This window comes from Rhizobium sp. TBD182 (genome assembly GCF_001950375.1).
GTDB classification, from domain to species: domain Bacteria; phylum Pseudomonadota; class Alphaproteobacteria; order Rhizobiales; family Rhizobiaceae; genus Agrobacterium; species Agrobacterium tumefaciens.
On the sequence record NZ_BDLN01000002.1, the window covers coordinates 256,807 to 273,226 of the forward strand.

Consider the following 16,420-nt stretch of genomic DNA (forward strand, 5'->3'; position numbering starts at 1 on the left):
ATGACGCTTCTGCCGCGCACCACACTCTGCCGCCGTATCGCCAGCGAAACCGCAGGCGTGATCTTTCTGCGCGCGCCGGCGGGCGCCGGGAAAAGCGTTCTTATGGACTTGCTGGCACAAGAGCTGGGGACCGAGGTATGCCGGACGCACCAGCCCAGAAGTGATGAGGCGGCAAAAGGCTGGCTGCTATGGGATGTGCCGGTCTTCGCACGCGCGGTCCGCATGCCCGCCCCTATTCTGGAAACCGTGCGTTTCGTGGTCATCGCCTGCCGTCCGGATCAACGTATCAGCGGGCTGGCGCGGCAAATATTGCATCGTGGTTCGCTGACGATCGGAGCAAATGAACTGGCCTTTGGCCAAGACGAGACCGCGGGCCTTCCAACAGAACAGAAGCGTCTGGCGCTCGATGATTATGCGGGGTGGCCGGCCTTTCTGTCTCTCGCTCGCCTCGCCGACGAAAAACTATGCGTCGACTATCTGCGGGAAAATTATCTGCCGCATCTGTCACCGGCCCAGACGGTCGCGCTTTCGCTCTGGCTCGAAAATCCCTCGGCAGAACCCGACGCTGAATGGGCAGAACTTCTGCCGCCCTTCCTGATCGCAAACCCGGAAAAACACGACACACTGATAAGGCTTCTGACCGTGGCAGCAGGAGAACGTCTCGCCACATTACAGGCTGGCAGGGCAGTGGTAGAGGTCGCTTCCGCATTCGAGAAGGAAGGGCGGGCGCTTGCGGCAATGGCCATGTTGCTTGACCGCGGTTATGAGACCCACGCCGCGCAAATCTTAGAACGCGCCCATGGGCGCGAACTGATCTACCGAAGCAGCGTCCACAGGTTTCGCGAGATCATCATGCGGTTTTCGCAGGACATGATCGCGGCGAATGAAACAGTCCTCTTCGCCGTCACCCGCGCATTGCTGAAACAGGGCGAATTGCAACGCGTGCGCCATCTGCTTGGCAAGAGCCTCGGTTCGGATTATCTCGATCCACTCAAGGTGCTTGCCCGCGGTTCGCGTTTTTCCTTTGCCGCCCGCACCTTCCGGCTTAACCTGATGATTGCCGAGGACCTGACCCCCAATGACGCTGTGATAACGCGCCTCGGGGAATTCATGGCCGATTACCCCATGGACGATCACGGCAAATGGGCCGCCTATTACAATGCGCTGCTGGAATTCGAAATCCGCCGCCGTAATTTTCGCGAGGCCGAGGCCGCTGCCGCCCGCGCGCTTATCTATCTGCGCAAGATGGGCGGGCAGCCGCTGCTCGAATTCTTCATCCATCTGCACCAGATCGTCCTGCGACTGATGAGCGGTGATGTGCTCTTGGCCCGTCGCGCGGCACAGGATGCGCGCACGAGGTTGGAACAGGTGCCACACGACGCCGCGCAGGAGTTCCGAATGCTGCGGCTGGCGGAAGCCTGCCTTGCCTATGAGGCGGGAAAACCGCGCGACCTGTTGCACTTCGTCGAGCATGAATTCGACCACTTCGCCGCCGCCGAGATATGGCCGAGCCTGATGCAGTTTGCCCTGCATTATGCCTCGCAGGTGCTGATCGATCATTTTCCGATGACCGTTCGTCCGGGCTTTCTCGACGGCCTGTGGATTCACCTTTCGGAAGGCCTGCAATTCCATGCGATGATGGAGATCAGAACGGCCATCGCCTATCAGAACGCCAACCGCTGGGCGGATGCGGCAGCGGCGCTATCGGCAATCCGCATGCCGATGGGTCGCAACTGGGTGGAGAGCGCGAATGAGGACCTTGCCCGGCTCACGCGGCGCGACGAAATCGCCTATGTGATGGCATGGCTTCGCGACGCGGTACATCTTTTCACGCCGCGCGCCTATCTCGCCCGGCAGATGGATGCAATGATCGCCAACCCCAAGGTCACCAACCGCGAAAAGGTCGCGCTCAGAATATGGCAGAGCTATGCCGCACACCAGCGTCGTGACAGTGCCGGCGCCCGCGCCCATATCCTCAACGCACTTGAATCGGCGACGCGCCTTGGCTGCAACGGCGTCCTGTCGGAGGAGCGCATATTCCTGTCGCCGCTTCTGAACAATCGCCGTATCCGCGGTTTCATCGAAACCTCTTCCGATGTCCGGAACGCGCTGTCGATTTTCGCCGCCTCGGTCAACTCGCCGCAGGCACGCGCCCTGCATGGCGGGCTTTCACAGCGGGAAGCACAGATGCTGCAATTGCTGGCCAGCGGCATGTCGAACAAGAAGATTGCCCAGACCCTCAACATCTCGGAAGTGACGGTAAAATTCCATCTCGGAAACCTGTTCCGCAAGCTGGATTGCAAACGCCGCGCGGAAGCGATCCGCGCAGCGAAAGCGCTGGGCTGGCTTTGATCTCAAGTCGTGACTGCCAATCAGAAAAGCCCGCTATTCTTCCCGGAAGGCGCGGTTGATCTGGTCCGTCAGCGGCTTGGCGATATAGGACAGCGCGGTGCGCTCGCTGGTCTGGATGAAGGCCTCGGCAGGCATGCCCGGCATCAGCGGCGCAGTGTTCAGCTTTTCCCGCTCGGCAACCGGTATGGAAATCCGCGCCAGATAATAGGAGAGGCCGGTCCTCTGATCGGTGGTGATATCGGCGGCGATGCGGCTGACATGGCCTTCCAGTTCCGGCGTGACGCGCTGGTTGAACGCGGTCATCCGCAGCATCGCTTTTTGCCCTACCTGCAACTGGTCTATATCCTTCGGCACAATCTGCACCTCAAGCGCCAGTTCGTCCCCATCAGGCACGATGAGCATGATCGGGTCGGCCGGCGTCACCACGCCACCCACGGTATGCACCGCCATTTCATGCACCATGCCGGATTGCGGCGCGATGATATCGATGCGCTTTAGCTCGTCCTCCGCAGCGACCTTCCGCTCAACATATTCACCCGTCTGCGCCTGTATCTCGCGCAGTTCCCGGCCCACTTCGGTGCGCAGTTCCTGATCGATCTGCAGGATCTGCAGTTTCGTTTCGGTGATCCTGCCCGCCGTCTGCGCCTGATAGGCGATTTTTTCGCCACGCTCACCGCCAAATGTCGCGGCCTGGGTCTGCAGGCTGTTCAGCCGCTGCACGGACACGATGCCCTGCTCCCGCAAGGATTTCTGCGAGGTTATCTCAGCCCGCAAAACCGCAAGCCCGTTGTCGTAGGCGACTTCCTGTGCCCTCAACCCTTCGATTTCATGTTCGAACTGGGTGATACGCTCCACAAGCTGTGCTTTGCGCCCCTCGCGATAGGATTTGCGGAATTCGAACAGCCTGGTTTCGCTGCGCATGGCGGAAGCGACATCGGGATCGTGCTTGCGCGCCACCAGAGCCTGTGGAAAAACGAGTTCTGGCAGATCGTCCCGTTCGGCCTCCAGCCTTGCCATGCGCGCGCTCAGCTCATCCAGCCGCTTGGTCACTATGGCGAGATTAGCGCGGGTCTGGGTGGCGTCGAGACGCATGACGACGTCGCCGGCCTTTACTCTGCCACCTTCGCTCACCAGAATTTCACCGACGACGCCACCCTTGGGGTGCTGTACCTTCTTGGTATAGGAATCGACCACAAGATGACCGGACGCGACGACCGCGCCAGCAAGATTTGTCGTCGCTGCCCATCCGCCGACGCCGGCCAGCAGTGCGGCGCTTGCGGCAAGACCGGCAAGAAGATGTTTGCGGATGGAGCGGGACACCTGCGTGCGCTGGTCAATTTTTGACATCCGTATCTCCTTCCTGCCTGTTCTCTTCGCCACTCTCTTGCAGCGCCACCGTCTTAGGCTGGGTATTCGCGACGACACGCAATGGTGACACCGTGTGCGCGGATGCGGTGAAACCTTTCGCCGCTTGAGCATTCGGAGTGCGCAGCACTTTCGAGAGAACCTCGTCGCGCGGACCGAAGGCCTTCATCCGCCCCTCCTCCATCATCAGAATGAAATCGACGGCACCGATCGCGCTGGGCCGATGCGCGACGACGATGGCGATACCGTTGCGCGCCTTGACCGACGCGATCGCCCTGACGACGGCGGCTTCGCCCTCCGCATCGAGATTGGCATTCGGCTCGTCCAGCACGACGATGAAGGGATCGCCATAAAGCGCACGCGCGAGACCGATACGCTGGCGTTGTCCTGCCGAAAGCGCGGAACCGGCCTCACCTATATCGCTGTCATAACCCTTTTCGAAGCGCAGGATCAGTTCGTGCGCACCGGCGGCTTTCGCAGCGGCAATGATTGCGTCGGGATCGGGATTGTCCTCGAAACGGGAAATATTTTCGCCGATCGTGCCGTCGAAAAGCTCCACGCCCTGCGGCAGATAACCGATATGGCGGCCGAGGGCTTCGCGATCCCATTGATCGAAGCTCGCACCATCAAGCCGCACCTTACCGGCGGCGGGCATCCAGGCTCCGGTGAGAATGCGCGAGAGGGTGGATTTTCCCGAGCCGGACGGGCCGATGACACCGAGCGCATTCCCGGCGGTCATGACGAAACCAAGGCCCGCGACGGTCGGTTTTCTCTCTCCCGGTGGAATGATGGTGACGTTTTCGACTTTCAATTCTCTCTCAGGCTTCGGCAGTGCCATTGCGGTCGCCGTTACCGGCATCTGCGCAAAAAGCTCCCTCAGCCGTGCCCAGCTCTGGCGAGCGGCAACAAAGGACTTCCAGTTGGATATGGCAAGATCGACGGGCGCCAAAGCCCGACCCATCATGATCGAACTGGCGATCATCACGCCGCCTGACGCCTCCTGCTGAATGACCAGCCATGCGCCGACCGCCAAAATGGCCGATTGCAGCACGATCCGCAGGGATTTTGCGATATTGCCGAGGCCGCCGGCCACGTCGCCCGCCTTGCGGTTGGCGGCGAGATAAGCCTCGTTGGAGATTTGCCAGCGTTTGCCAAGCCGGCCGCCGAGCCCCATGGCCTGCACGACTTCGGCGTTGCGGCGCGAGGCTTCCAGCTGCCGGTTGCGCGCCATGTTTTCGACCATGGTGTCGCGGATCGGCTTCTGCGAGAACATATTGGTCAAGATGGTCAGGGATATGAGCAGAACGGCACCGGCAAGAGCCGTCACGCCGATCCAGAAATGGAACAGAAAACATATGCCAAGGTAGAGCGGCATCCAAGGCAGATCGAAAAAGGCGGTGGGCCCCGTGCCGGACAGAAAACCGCGCACGTTGTCGAGATCGCGCAGCGGCTGCAGGCCGTCCCCCGGCATGCGGTTGACGAGCGGCAGGCGCACCACCGCATCATGCACCTTGCCGGAATAGCGCATGTCGAAGTCCTCGCCGATACGGATCAGGACCCGGGCGCGGATGATGTCGAGCAGGCACTGGAAGCCATAGAGGCCGAGCGCAAGAATGGCGATCCCGACCAGTGTCGGCAGACTGCCGCTGGCCAGCACCCGGTCGTAAACCTGAAGCATGAACAGGGGCGACGTCAGCGCCAGGATGTTGACCACACCGCTGACGAGCGCCACACCGAAAAACGTGCTTTTAAGGGGCGAAACAACCGCCGCAGTGAGGGACTGCGGCGGTGTCTGCTGGTGGTTTTGAAAGCCCACAGCCTGATTTTCCTTTAAGCGGCAAGCGCCGATGCGCTGGCGAAAATGAAGTCCGATGCGTCCAGTACGCTTGCATCGACACCGTTGAGCGTGATGGATACGGACGTGTCTGCTGCCGAAAGGATAACGGCATTTCCGTTATCGTTATACCACAACAAATCATTCACCGAAGTTGCACCCCAGGCGGAAACATCAAGCGTATCCGTACCATCCTGATAACCGTAGGTTCCGGTCGGGCCGGCGTTCACGACGTCATTGCCGCCGGAGAATACGAAGGTGTCCGCGCCGGCAAAGCCCGTCAGGGTATTGGAAGCGGCCGTATCCTCGATCACCGTGCCGGTGGCCGCGAAGTAGTCATAGAAGCCGGCCAGAGAGCCGAAACGGGCAAGCTGGTAAACGGCGAGATCGAGAAGATCGCGCGCGCCTGCGAGCGAGTAGGAGCCGTCGGGATCGATCAGCAGTTCCTGCTGGCTGACGGCGATGCCGCTAGTGGACTGGCTGTAGCCGGTGCCGAGAACGATGCTGTCGACCGAACCTGTCAGGTTGCCCTGGGAGTATTGCAGGGCACCGGTCATGACAATGCCCTTGCCACCGTTGCTGCCATCGCCCCACGCCTCATAGGTCGTGTTCGGATCGATAGTGGTAGTGGCGAGAGAGCTGGTCTGAGCGTCGTAGAACGCACCATAGGTCGAACCGAAACCGCTCGTCCAACCGTTGAGGTAACCGATCAGGTCGGAGGAAGACTGCGTCAGTTGAATTGTGGTAGCCATAGGTGTACTCCTTTGCTGGCCAATAGGGATACCTTTGTCATGTGACGAAGGCGTTTCATCTCCGGGACGGGCTGCAACCCCAGCCCGGAGAATTTCTTCCGCGCATCAGAACTTCACGTTCATCGTTGCGATAAATGTGCGGCCCGGCGCGGTATAGGCACTGGCTGCCGGGATGTATTTGCGGTCGGTCAGGTTGTTGACCGCGAAACGAAGCGTCGCCTTTTCGTTGAAGGTATAGGAGCCGTATAGGTCCACCGTCGTGTAGGGATCGGTTACCTCCCGCAGATTACCCTCCGTATCGAGCGTCCGCGATTGCGTCGGCGTGACATGGTTGAGCCGTGCGCCCATAGAGAATTTTTCCTCGAAGAAACGCATGCCGCCATCGAGCGTCAGCTTCACCTTGGGTGCAACGTCACCCGGCCATGCGACGATCTCGCCGCTTGTCGTGGTCGTGCCGTTAGAGAAAACCTGGGTTTTGTCCGGCCAATCGGTCTTCAGCAGCGTCGCTGAGCCACCAAGCCAGAAGCTTCGCGCATCGTAATTGCCCTCGAATTCAAGGCCGCGCATATAGGTCGTGCCATCGAGATTGACGAAGCTGGTATAGGTCCGATCCGCCACCTGATCCGTGACGAGATAACCGAGAGCGATGTAATCCTTCACCTCACGGCGAAAGGCGGCCATTTTGATGCGGACGGAATCGTTGTCCAGCAGCACGCCGTCAAAGCTCATATTCGCGCCGATTTCGTAAGTGGTGGCTTTTTCGGCCCGCAGGGATGTGTTCGGGGCATATTCATATCCGGGGCTGTCCCCCGGACGGGCACCGGCAAAGAGAGCCTCGAGAATTGTCGGCGGACGCAGGCTTTGGGAATAGCTCACATAGGGACGGAACCAGTCGACGGGTTTCAGTTCAATCGTGGCGGAGGGTAACCAGGCACTGTAGGTGCGATCGATATCGACATTGTGCTCCGGGTAGTCGGTAACGGGTATCGGTGGCGTAATTGTGCCAGTTCCAGGCATGCAACCTGCCGAAGCATTAGGCCAGGCACGCGCCAGATAAAGCGCGTAGCGCGCAGTCCAGGACGGGTTGGCGGGAAGGAACACCTGATTGAAATAGTCGAGAGGTGTGTAATGGTTGCCGACTGGATCGCAGGGGACAGAGGTGTCTACGAGATAGCTGCGGGTACTGTAATAAGTCGCCGATCCCTTCAGGCGTGACCAGTCGTAACGCACGCCGCCACTTAGCGTGATCCAATCCGCCGGCTCCAGCTCACCGTTTAAAAACAGGCTCGCGACATCGCGCCGCCCGGCGGGGCTGAAAGCCGTGTAGCTGGTAGCAAAGGAGGGGTTTTCCTTGATCTTGGAGCTCATAGCAACGGATGTGGCTATATCCCGGAAGGCTTCGGCCCCATAATTTAGGCTGAGCGCACCCGCCTTGGTGTCGAAACGACTGGTATTTTCCAAGTTGCCACCGAAGCTGCGCAGGCCCATATCTAGATTGGTCTCCACCGCATAGGTGCGCGCCGATCGCAACTCGTGCGTCATATTGTCGTTCAGCCACAACGACGATTTGAAATCGATGAGTTCGCTTTCGGGGTCCCAGTCCAGCTTCGCGACGACGCTGTCATTGCGTACACTTTCCCTGTCGACAACGGTGGACGCACCCTGAACAAAATCATTCTGCTGATGCATCCATGACAACGAAGTCTGCACATCCCCGAAGTCACCTTCGCCCTTGAAAAATGTCGACCAACCGTCCCTGCCGAGCAGGTCCTTCATCGTCAAAGCGGTGCTTCGGGCCTCACCCTTGGTTCCGATCTTGTATTCATCCATGATCGTGCGGCTGTAACCGGCAACAAAGGAGAGAGGGCCATTCGGCTCACGAACTGCGGCCAGAACCGAACCCTGAAAATCGTAACCATTGGTGCCACGGGAGACATTCACCTCAGCCCCCTTGTTCGCACCCTCGGGGATCAGATCGGCGGCGCTGACGGTACGGAACTCGACCTTCCCGCCAAGCGAACCCGCGTTACCCGACCTCGCATTGGTTATTTTCTCGATCTCGACAGCACGGATAAAGGCAACATCGACGTAACCCTGCCCGGCGCTCGCGGTGTAACTCGTGGCCCCGCCGAAAGCTGCGCCACGCTGCGCATTCTGCCGCGCACCATCGATGGAGACGACCACGCGGCCGCTTTCCTGCAAGCCACGTATATTGGGCGAAACGGTAGGGAAGCTGCCATTGCCCTCACCGGCGTAGACGCCGGAGACGCGGTTGAAGACATCGCGCGTGTTGCGCACGCCGGCGGACTGGATCGCCTCGCGGCTGACGACGCTGACACTGGCGGGTGTTTCATAAACCCAGTCGGGCGTTCCCTGATAACCGGTGCCGGCAATGGAATTGCGTCCGGTTTTTCCCGTCACGGTAATTTCTTCCAGAACGGTGGTGCCTTCCGCCCCGGAAAGATCGGCAGCGGCCTGCCCCGAGCCTATGACGACGGCTCTACCATTTCCGGCAAACCGGAAATTCACGCCCGTGCCGGCCAGAAGCCGGGACAGCGCATCCCGCACCGTAAAACTGCCGGTAACGGCATTGGTGCGCACATTGCCGGCGGACGGCGTGGCAAGCGTAACCTGCAGACCGGATTGCCGCCCGAAAACGCCGACAACGGAGGACAGCGGCTGGGCGGGAATATTAAAAGGCCGCGTTGCACCCTGCTCGCCACCGGAGCGCTGACCATTGGCGGCATTCGGTCCGCTCTGCGCAAAAGCCGGTACCGACATAGAAACGACCACCGCCGTTGTCGCCAAAAGCACCGTCATACGTGCCGGCTTTGCCGAGTTTTTCCCTGAACCGTTCTTACGTATCTGGAGGCGCATACTGCTTTTGTCTTCCTGTCTTCGCTCCGGCTATATCTTGACCGGATTACTCAACAAAAAGACGATTGCCTCGGCAGTTTTTTTCAGGGTTTCGGAGAATTTTTTATAAACGACTGAAAATAAATACGATTTTTTGTTTTATTGCGCTTCAGAACCGGGTGATGATGCGGGCAGTATTGGCAATTGCATGAACCTTGCCCTTATAGGGTTCCACCAATGCTTCCAGCGCACGGTCCGGATCGCGAAGATTGTAGAAGCCAGTCACACGCTGCTCTGCAAGCGTCTTGTCCGCCATCGTCAGCCATGCGGGATGATACCGCTGGATTTGCTCGACGACAGAACCGATCGTCGCATCCACAACGTAAAGCTCGCCGTTGCGCCAGCCACCAATATCCTCGACGGGAACGGTCTCTTTCCGGATTGCACCGGAGGCGTCGACAACCAGCATCTCACCCGGCACCAGCCGCGTTGGTGGCGCGTTGCGGAAGGAAGCTTCCACGGAACCATGCGCAAGAGCGACTTGCGTCACGCCATCCGTCATGTCGACATCGAAAGCCGTGCCGAGCACTTGGACGGTCAGGTTTTTCGCCTCGACGACAAAGGGACGGTCGCTATCCGGCACCACATCAAAAAAAGCTTCGCCCTTCAGCACCTTCACATTACGGCGGCCATTGGCAAAATCAGTGGTAAGCGCACTTGCCGCGGCAAGCTGCACCCTGCTGCCGTCTTCAAGGGTTATGGTGCGGCTCTCTGCGGTACTGGTCTGATATTCGGCCTTGATATGGACGAAAAGCGTGGGAACGAACAGCACCGCAAGACAGAGAGACACTGCTGCCACCGCCATGCCGGCATAATGTCGCAAGGACCAGCGCCGTCGCGATGCCTGTTTTCCGGCAACGCCAGGCAGGTGCGGCGCGTCTTCCCAAAGGCTCTTTAAACCCGGCTCGACCAGACCGAGATTCCGCCAAGTCTTGCATGTCCGCTCCCAGGCCAGACGATTTGCCGGCGAAGCAGCCAACCATCGATCAAATTCCGCCTTCAGCCGCGGTTCCGCCGAACCCGTCTGCAGGCGTATCAGCCAGTCGGCAGCCTCTTCCGCCTTCCCGGTCGGCAATGTTATTTTTTTATCGGGATCAATTGTCATTGAGCCGGTCAGTTCCTTTGACTGGGCGGAGGAGATGCCTCGTCTTCCGTGTTGCTTTAAAGACGTTTGAGGGAGAACTTTTTTTCACAAGATGAAACAATAAAGGCTATTTTACTGCATTTCTTTGGTAATGGCGGCAATACTACTCTTAATCAGACGGTGGGCGCTAGCCACGGATACGCCGAGGTGACGGGCGATCTCTTCCATATTGTAGCCGCCAAATCTATGCATTTCCAATGCCACACGCGCCTGAACCGGCAGAGAGGCCAAAATAGTCTGCATCTGCCGGACCTCGTCGCAGAACAGGGCATGCTCTTCTGGTGTGCCGTGACCCTGCGGCATGCCCCAGAACGGAGTATCGTCGGGCCGCTCCCGCAGGTCGTGTCGGTTGCGGCGGCGATTATCGAGGGCGAGGTTGCGGACGATGCGGAAAAGATAGGATTTGAGGTTGGAAGGATTGCCGGAACCTTCGGGAACGAATTTCAGGAATGCCTCCTGAACCACGTCCTCCGCGTCCGCCCGCGACCCTAAAATAAGCGTGGCGTATTTGATCAGGTCAACCCTGTGCGCGACGTAAGCGTTATAACGCTTGTCATCTTCCCGTATGCCCATGTCTCAACCGAGAGAAATTTCAAGGATAAATGAAACTGCAAGCCCCCAAACGACAAAGCAGTTTTCCCGTCTAAACCTCTAGCACCCAAACTCTCGACCGAACAGCTATTTCATGACTATTATTATCAAGAATTTGTGCGGTCGCGGGTCCTGCAACAGCCAGAGACTCGCAGACCCGGCGGCAGGCGCGGCCGCGTCCTGTGATAGCGTCAGATAGCGCCGTCGACTATTACCATCGGCCTGCCCTGCGAACAGGGTTCGATGCGCGCATCGATGCGGTAGATATCGCGCAGCATGGCCGGAGTTATCACCGTCTCGGTGCTGCCGCTCACCACCATTTCGCCGCGCGCGATCACCATCGTATTCTCGCAATAACGAAGCGCATGATTCAGGTCGTGCAGGGCGATCAGCACGATCATGCCAGTCTTCTGGGCAAGGTCGGTCACAAACCCCAGAACCTCGACCTGCCGGTGGAGGTCGAGAGCAGATGTCGGCTCGTCCATCAACAGTACCTCCGGCTTGCGGGCCAGCGCCTGCGCCAGGGACACAAGCTGCCGCTGACCGCCAGACAATTCGCCGAGCCCCCGGAAAGCGAGATCGTGGATTTTCAGCGCCTTGAGAATAGCGTCGATCTCAAACAGCTCATCGTCGTGAACACGCCAGCCGCCGCCCTGCTTGGCGGACAGAAGCACGGATTCGTAAACCGTCAGCACGGCGTTGGCGCCGGTGTCCTGCGGCATGTAGCAGATGGCCCGGTTGCCGCGTGCCGTATCTGACAACTCGACAAGCCCGGGACCGGAGATCAGGCTGGCGATGCGCTTGAAAAGCGTTGACTTGCCGGCAGCGTTCGGGCCAATGACCGCCGTGACACTGCCGCTTTCCAGCGTATCGATGCCGACCTTGGAGAGAACAGTCGTGCGGCCGTAGGCAGCGCCGACATCCTTCAGTGCGAGCGCTACCATGCGCGTCTCCTGTTGCCGAAAATGAGCGCAAAAAAGAACGGTACGCCAACCAGCGCCGTGATGACGCCGATTGGCAGAATTGCGCCGGGAATGAGTATCTTGCTGATAACAGAGGTCGCCGACAACAGCAGCGCACCGCAGATCACCGAGCCCGGCAGGAAGAACCGCTGATCTTCGCCCACCACCATTCGGGCTATGTGCGGGCCGACAAGCCCGACGAAACCGATGGTGCCAACGAAAGAAACCGGAATCGCGGCCAGAAGGCTGACTGTCAGCATGGTCTGCAGCCGCAGCCGACGCACATTGATGCCCATGCTGGCTGCCTTGTCGTCACCCAGCCGAAGCGCCGTCAGCGCCCATGCGTTGCGCATGAACATCGGCACCGTAACGAGAAGAATACCACCGGTGATATAGACCTTTTCCCACGTGGCCTTGGTCAGGCTGCCCATGGTCCAGAAAACGACGGCGGCGAGCGCCTGTTCGGAAGCCAGATATTCAAGCAGCGACAATGCGGCATTGAAGGTGAACACCAGCGCGATGCCGAGAAGGACGATAGTCTCCACGGTTACGCCGCGCATCGTCGAGGCAAAATGAATGAACAGGGCGGCAATCATCGCCATGATGAAGGCGTTGATCGGCACCATGTACTGGACGGCACCGGGAAAGATCGCAACGCCGCCAACAAGGGCCAGCGCGGCGCCGAAACTGGCAGCGGCCGAAATGCCGAGCGTAAACGGGCTGGCGAGAGGATTGGACAGGATGGTCTGCATCTGTGCGCCCGCAACCGAAAGCGACGCGCCGACGGTGACCGCCATCAGCGCAATCGGCATGCGGATATCCCATATCACCACCCGAAGCTGGTTTGCAGCAGCAGCCGGATCGGCAATCGTCGCCAGAACTTCTGATATCGTGTAGCGCGCCGGACCAAGTGCCATGTCGGCAGCCATACTGAAACAAAGGGCGATGAAAAGCCCGAAGAGAATAACAATCCTTCGTGCGGCAAGGGCGCGATATTGATCGCGCCCACTCACGCCAACGACGCTTTCATTCAACGCACTCATTCATTCGAACCTTTTTCGAGGGATGCGAAGTAGCCCGGCTTGTAGGTGACGGGCAGGAATTTCCGGTGAAAGTCCTCAAAATTCTTCTCGGGATCGAGATCGGCGAAGAGCTCGGGATGGAACCACTTGGCGAATTGCTGAATCGGGAAGAACTCGTAGGGCGCGCCGTAGAACTGGTGCCACACGGCATGGACATTGCCTTGTTTGACAGCCTTCAGTTCCGGAAAAGGCGTGCGCTTCATCAGGTTTGTCAGTCTTTTCCGGGAAAGAGCCATGTCGGCTCCGCGTCCAACGGGAACGAACTGGTTGATGTCGGATTCAGCCGCCCAGTTTGAGCCGGTGACGATGACATGATCCGGATCGGCAACGACGAGCTGCTCGGGATTGAGATCGCCGAACGTCGTCTTGATGATGCCGTCGGCAATATTATGGCCGCCAGCGAGATCGACCATCGCGCCGAAATTGACCGGGCCGAAGGTGCGGCAGCAATTGTCTTCACCGGAAATGCCGGGCGCGCGCTCGATGAAGACGCCGGGACGCTTCAGGCCCTTGACGCTGGCGAGCCGGTCGGTCACGCGGGCGATTTCTGCACGGCGATAGGCGATGAATTCCTTTGCACGCTCTTGCGCGCCAAACATTTTCCCGAGAATTTCAATCGAGGCTTCGCTGTTCTTTTCGGGATCGATGCGAAAATCGAGATAGACGATCTTGATTCCGGCGGCGGCGGCCTTCTCTTCGAAACCACTTTCCTTGGCGGATTTTTCCGCTTCCAGATTGAGGGTGATCACGTCAGGCGAAAGGGTAATGGCCGTTTCCAGACTGAAATCGCCCTGCGGCACATAACCGAAGCGCGGCAGTTTTTCGATCTGCGGAAAGCGCTCGACATAGGCAGCGTAGCTGTCAGGGTCCTTCTTGAGGAGATCGTCACGCCAGCCGACAATGGTGTCGAAGGTCTGGTCGCCCTTTAGCGCCGCGATGACGTGGATCTGGCGCGCCTCACCAACGATGACACGTTTGACCGGCAGGTCCAGCTCGACCTTGCGTCCGGTGACATCGGTGATTTCTCCGGCATAAGCCGGCAAAGCGAGAAGAGACAAAGCCAGCACCGCAAGATGCCTGAGAGCGTTAAGCCGCATGAGAAGTCCTCTTATTTCCAAAAGAAAATGATGAAGCCGCATGGCTGCGGCTTCATCCATCGATCGGACGGCGCTCCCCTTCACCGTCCCTGTCTTATTTCGTGTCCTTCAGCGACACAAAGTAACCGGGCTTGTAGTCGAGCGGCAGGAAGCGGGCATGCAGCTCCTTGAAGGTCGCCTCGGGGTCGAGATCCTTAAAGAGGTCCGGGTGCAGCCACTTGGCGATTTCCTGAATGGCCACGAACTGATACGGGTTGTTGTAGAACTGGTGCCAGATGGCGTGGACATTGCCGTTCTTGACCGCCTGTACCCCGGTGAAAGCCGGGCGCTTGGTCAGGTTTTCAAGCTTGCGGTGGGCTTCCTTCATATCCGCGCCATAACCGACACCGACCCAGTTGCCGCCGGGAACATAACCGTTCCAGTTGCCACCCGTGATGATGATCTGTTCCGGATTGGAGGCGATGATCTGTTCCGGATTGACGTTGCCGAACGTGCCGGGAATGATGTCCTTGGCCATGTTGATGCCGCCGGCGAGTTCGACCATCTTGCCGAAATTCTCGTTGCCGAAGGACATGCAGCAATCGTCGGAATAACCGCCGGCGCGTTCGACGAACACGACGGGCTTCTTCGGATTGGCCTTTTCGAGCGTATCGGTGACCTTGGCGATGGAGTCGGCGCGGAACTTGATGAAGTCCTCGGCGATCTTTTCCTTGCCGGTCAGTTGGCCCATCAGACGCATGCTCGGCTCGGTGTTTTCCATCGGCTTTTCGCGGAAGTCGACGTAAACGAGCGGGATGCCGACCTTTTCGAGCTTCTCGATGTAACCGGCCTCCTGCGTCGCGGTCTTCGCGTCGATGTTCATCAGGATCACGTCTGGCTTCAGCGAAATGGCCTGCTCGATGTCGAAGGTGCCGTCTTTCATGCCGCCAAAGGTCGGCAGCTTGGCAATATCAGGGTACTTGGCAAGATAGGCCGCATAGGTTTCCGGGTCGGCTTTCGCCAGGTCGTCACGCCAGCCGACAACGTGCTGGAAAGGGTTTTCCTTGTCGAGCGCCGCCAGGAAATAGATCTGACGGCCTTCGCCGAGGATCACATGCGAAACGGGCACATTGACTTCCACGTCGCGGCCGGTCACATCCTTGACGGTGACCTTTTCGGCCAATGCAGGCCACGCTGCGGATACGAGAAGGCCAAGGGCAAGTGCCGCGGATTTGGCTGAGATGCGCATCGGATATTGCTCTCCAGTGTTGACTGGCGCGGCTGTATTATTTTCTGACTATACTAGTCAAGTTTTATGTTTTAGAGCCATTCTTAACTGACCGGTATGTGAGCTGAAGACCGATGATCGACACTATCCACTATGGCAAAAACGACAGTCTGAGAGACGAAATCAAAACCTATTGGTCCGGCCGCGCCGCGACTTTCGACCTTTCCCCGGGTCATGAGATTTTCTCCGAAGAAGAGCGCGAGGCCTGGCACGCGCTGGTTTTGAAGCATCTGGGCCAGGGAGAAGGCCGCAAGGCGCTGGATCTGGCCAGCGGCACCGGCGTTATCTCGCACCTGATGGACGATCTCGGTTTTCAGGTCACCGGCATGGATTGGTCGGAAACCATGCTGGAGCTTGCAAGGGCGAAGGCGAAAACCCGCGGGCGCAATATCCGCTTTTTTGTCGGCGACGCCGAAAACACGATGGAGCCGGACGAAAGCGCCGACGTCATCATCACCCGCCATCTGGTCTGGACGCTGGTTGACCCGAAGGCAAGCTTTGCCGAATGGTTCCGTGTCTTGAAACCCGGCGGACGCCTGCTGATCGTCGATGGCGATTTCGTCAACACCGGCTGGCGCGAAAGACTGGTCAAGAAGCTGGCGGCGGGTCTGGAAAGCATCGGCCTTGTGAAGCCGGACCAGCCGCACAAGCCGGCGGATCCGGAAAACACCTTCAACAGCATTCTATCGCGGGTCTATTTTTCACAGGGTGCAAGAGCTGGTGACGTTGCAGCGCTGTTGCGTGAAACCGGCTTCGAGCCCGTTGCCATCGATCAGGAACTTCAGGCCATTCATCGTGCCCAGGCAAAAAATTTCAGTCTGCTGAAAGGCATCTTGCGGGGATTGCAGCACCGTTATGCAGTATGCGCCGTGAAGCCGCACACGTCCGACAAGGGATAGGGCGACCAAAGCCCACAAGCTGCCGCCCAGCTCACCGTCACCCCGGATGTGATCCGGGGTCCAGTGCGACCAAGTCCTTGATCGCGTAATAATAGTTTCTCACGGTACAGACGCGCCTTGGCTGGATGCCGGATCTAGTCCGGCATGACACATGAAAAC

At 58.9% G+C, this 16,420-nt stretch carries 12 protein-coding genes; 2 read left to right on the forward strand and 10 right to left on the reverse strand.

Features of this window, described 5'->3' with window-relative positions:
* Positions 1-2,352, forward strand: coding sequence for a helix-turn-helix transcriptional regulator (locus tag T18_RS09940; RefSeq protein ID WP_003511024.1), 2,352 nt, complete (start codon positions 1-3; stop codon positions 2,350-2,352).
* 33 nt (positions 2,353-2,385) lie between these two features.
* Here T18_RS09940 and T18_RS09945 read toward each other — a convergent pair whose 3' ends face one another.
* From T18_RS09945 to T18_RS09990, 10 genes are all read right to left on the reverse strand, one after another.
* Positions 2,386-3,699, reverse strand: a complete 1,314-nt coding sequence (locus tag T18_RS09945; protein ID WP_003511026.1) for an HlyD family type I secretion periplasmic adaptor subunit — start codon at positions 3,697-3,699, stop codon at positions 2,386-2,388.
* The gene (locus T18_RS09950; RefSeq protein ID WP_003511028.1) at positions 3,686-5,533 is read right to left on the reverse strand and encodes a type I secretion system permease/ATPase; all 1,848 of its coding nucleotides are present in this window, start codon (positions 5,531-5,533) and stop codon (positions 3,686-3,688) included. The genes T18_RS09945 and T18_RS09950 overlap by 14 nt, the downstream gene beginning before the upstream one ends.
* Positions 5,534-5,547: 14 nt before the next feature.
* Complete coding sequence (locus T18_RS09955; protein WP_003511029.1) at positions 5,548-6,303, reverse strand: hypothetical protein; 756 nt, start codon at positions 6,301-6,303, stop codon at positions 5,548-5,550.
* Positions 6,304-6,408: 105 nt separating this feature from the next.
* Positions 6,409-9,180: a TonB-dependent receptor gene (locus tag T18_RS09960; RefSeq protein ID WP_035251479.1), complete on the reverse strand. Its 2,772-nt coding sequence runs from the start codon at positions 9,178-9,180 to the stop codon at positions 6,409-6,411.
* A 148-nt stretch (positions 9,181-9,328) separates the two neighbouring features.
* Entirely contained in the window at positions 9,329-10,324 is a 996-nt protein-coding gene (locus tag T18_RS09965; RefSeq protein ID WP_003511034.1) for a FecR family protein, read from the reverse strand.
* Between the two features lie 111 nt (positions 10,325-10,435).
* A complete protein-coding gene (locus tag T18_RS09970) occupies positions 10,436-10,936 on the reverse strand; it encodes an RNA polymerase sigma factor (protein ID WP_003511036.1) in 501 nt (166 codons plus the stop codon).
* 209 nt (positions 10,937-11,145) lie between these two features.
* Entirely contained in the window at positions 11,146-11,898 is a 753-nt protein-coding gene (locus T18_RS09975; RefSeq protein ID WP_003511038.1) for an ABC transporter ATP-binding protein, read from the reverse strand.
* Entirely contained in the window at positions 11,892-12,959 is a 1,068-nt protein-coding gene (locus T18_RS09980; RefSeq protein ID WP_038494125.1) for a FecCD family ABC transporter permease, read from the reverse strand. The genes T18_RS09975 and T18_RS09980 overlap by 7 nt, the downstream gene beginning before the upstream one ends.
* Positions 12,956-14,095: an ABC transporter substrate-binding protein gene (locus T18_RS09985; RefSeq protein WP_035251551.1), complete on the reverse strand. Its 1,140-nt coding sequence runs from the start codon at positions 14,093-14,095 to the stop codon at positions 12,956-12,958. Before T18_RS09985 ends, T18_RS09980 begins: the two co-directional genes overlap by 4 nt.
* 94 nt (positions 14,096-14,189) lie before the next feature.
* Positions 14,190-15,323: an ABC transporter substrate-binding protein gene (locus T18_RS09990; RefSeq protein WP_003511043.1), complete on the reverse strand. Its 1,134-nt coding sequence runs from the start codon at positions 15,321-15,323 to the stop codon at positions 14,190-14,192.
* Between the two features lie 113 nt (positions 15,324-15,436).
* Here T18_RS09990 and T18_RS09995 point away from each other — a divergent pair, with 113 nt between their 5' ends.
* Positions 15,437-16,261: a class I SAM-dependent methyltransferase gene (locus tag T18_RS09995; protein WP_003511045.1), complete on the forward strand. Its 825-nt coding sequence runs from the start codon at positions 15,437-15,439 to the stop codon at positions 16,259-16,261.
* The last annotated feature ends 159 nt before the right edge of the window (positions 16,262-16,420 follow it).

Bases quoted from the DNA above. Each gene is read 5' to 3' on its own strand.
- T18_RS09940 (WP_003511024.1), top strand. From the start codon at position 1: ATGACGCTTCTGCCGCGCACCACACTCTGCCGCCGTATCGCCAGCGAA.
- T18_RS09945 (WP_003511026.1), bottom strand. From the start codon at position 3,699: ATGTCAAAAATTGACCAGCGCACGCAGGTGTCCCGCTCCATCCGCAAA.
- T18_RS09955 (WP_003511029.1), bottom strand. From the start codon at position 6,303: ATGGCTACCACAATTCAACTGACGCAGTCTTCCTCCGACCTGATCGGT.
- T18_RS09960 (WP_035251479.1), bottom strand. From the start codon at position 9,180: ATGCGCCTCCAGATACGTAAGAACGGTTCAGGGAAAAACTCGGCAAAG.
- T18_RS09965 (WP_003511034.1), bottom strand. From the start codon at position 10,324: ATGACAATTGATCCCGATAAAAAAATAACATTGCCGACCGGGAAGGCG.
- T18_RS09970 (WP_003511036.1), bottom strand. From the start codon at position 10,936: ATGGGCATACGGGAAGATGACAAGCGTTATAACGCTTACGTCGCGCAC.
- T18_RS09975 (WP_003511038.1), bottom strand. From the start codon at position 11,898: ATGGTAGCGCTCGCACTGAAGGATGTCGGCGCTGCCTACGGCCGCACG.
- T18_RS09980 (WP_038494125.1), bottom strand. From the start codon at position 12,959: ATGAGTGCGTTGAATGAAAGCGTCGTTGGCGTGAGTGGGCGCGATCAA.
- T18_RS09985 (WP_035251551.1), bottom strand. From the start codon at position 14,095: ATGCGGCTTAACGCTCTCAGGCATCTTGCGGTGCTGGCTTTGTCTCTT.
- T18_RS09990 (WP_003511043.1), bottom strand. From the start codon at position 15,323: ATGCGCATCTCAGCCAAATCCGCGGCACTTGCCCTTGGCCTTCTCGTA.
- T18_RS09995 (WP_003511045.1), top strand. From the start codon at position 15,437: ATGATCGACACTATCCACTATGGCAAAAACGACAGTCTGAGAGACGAA.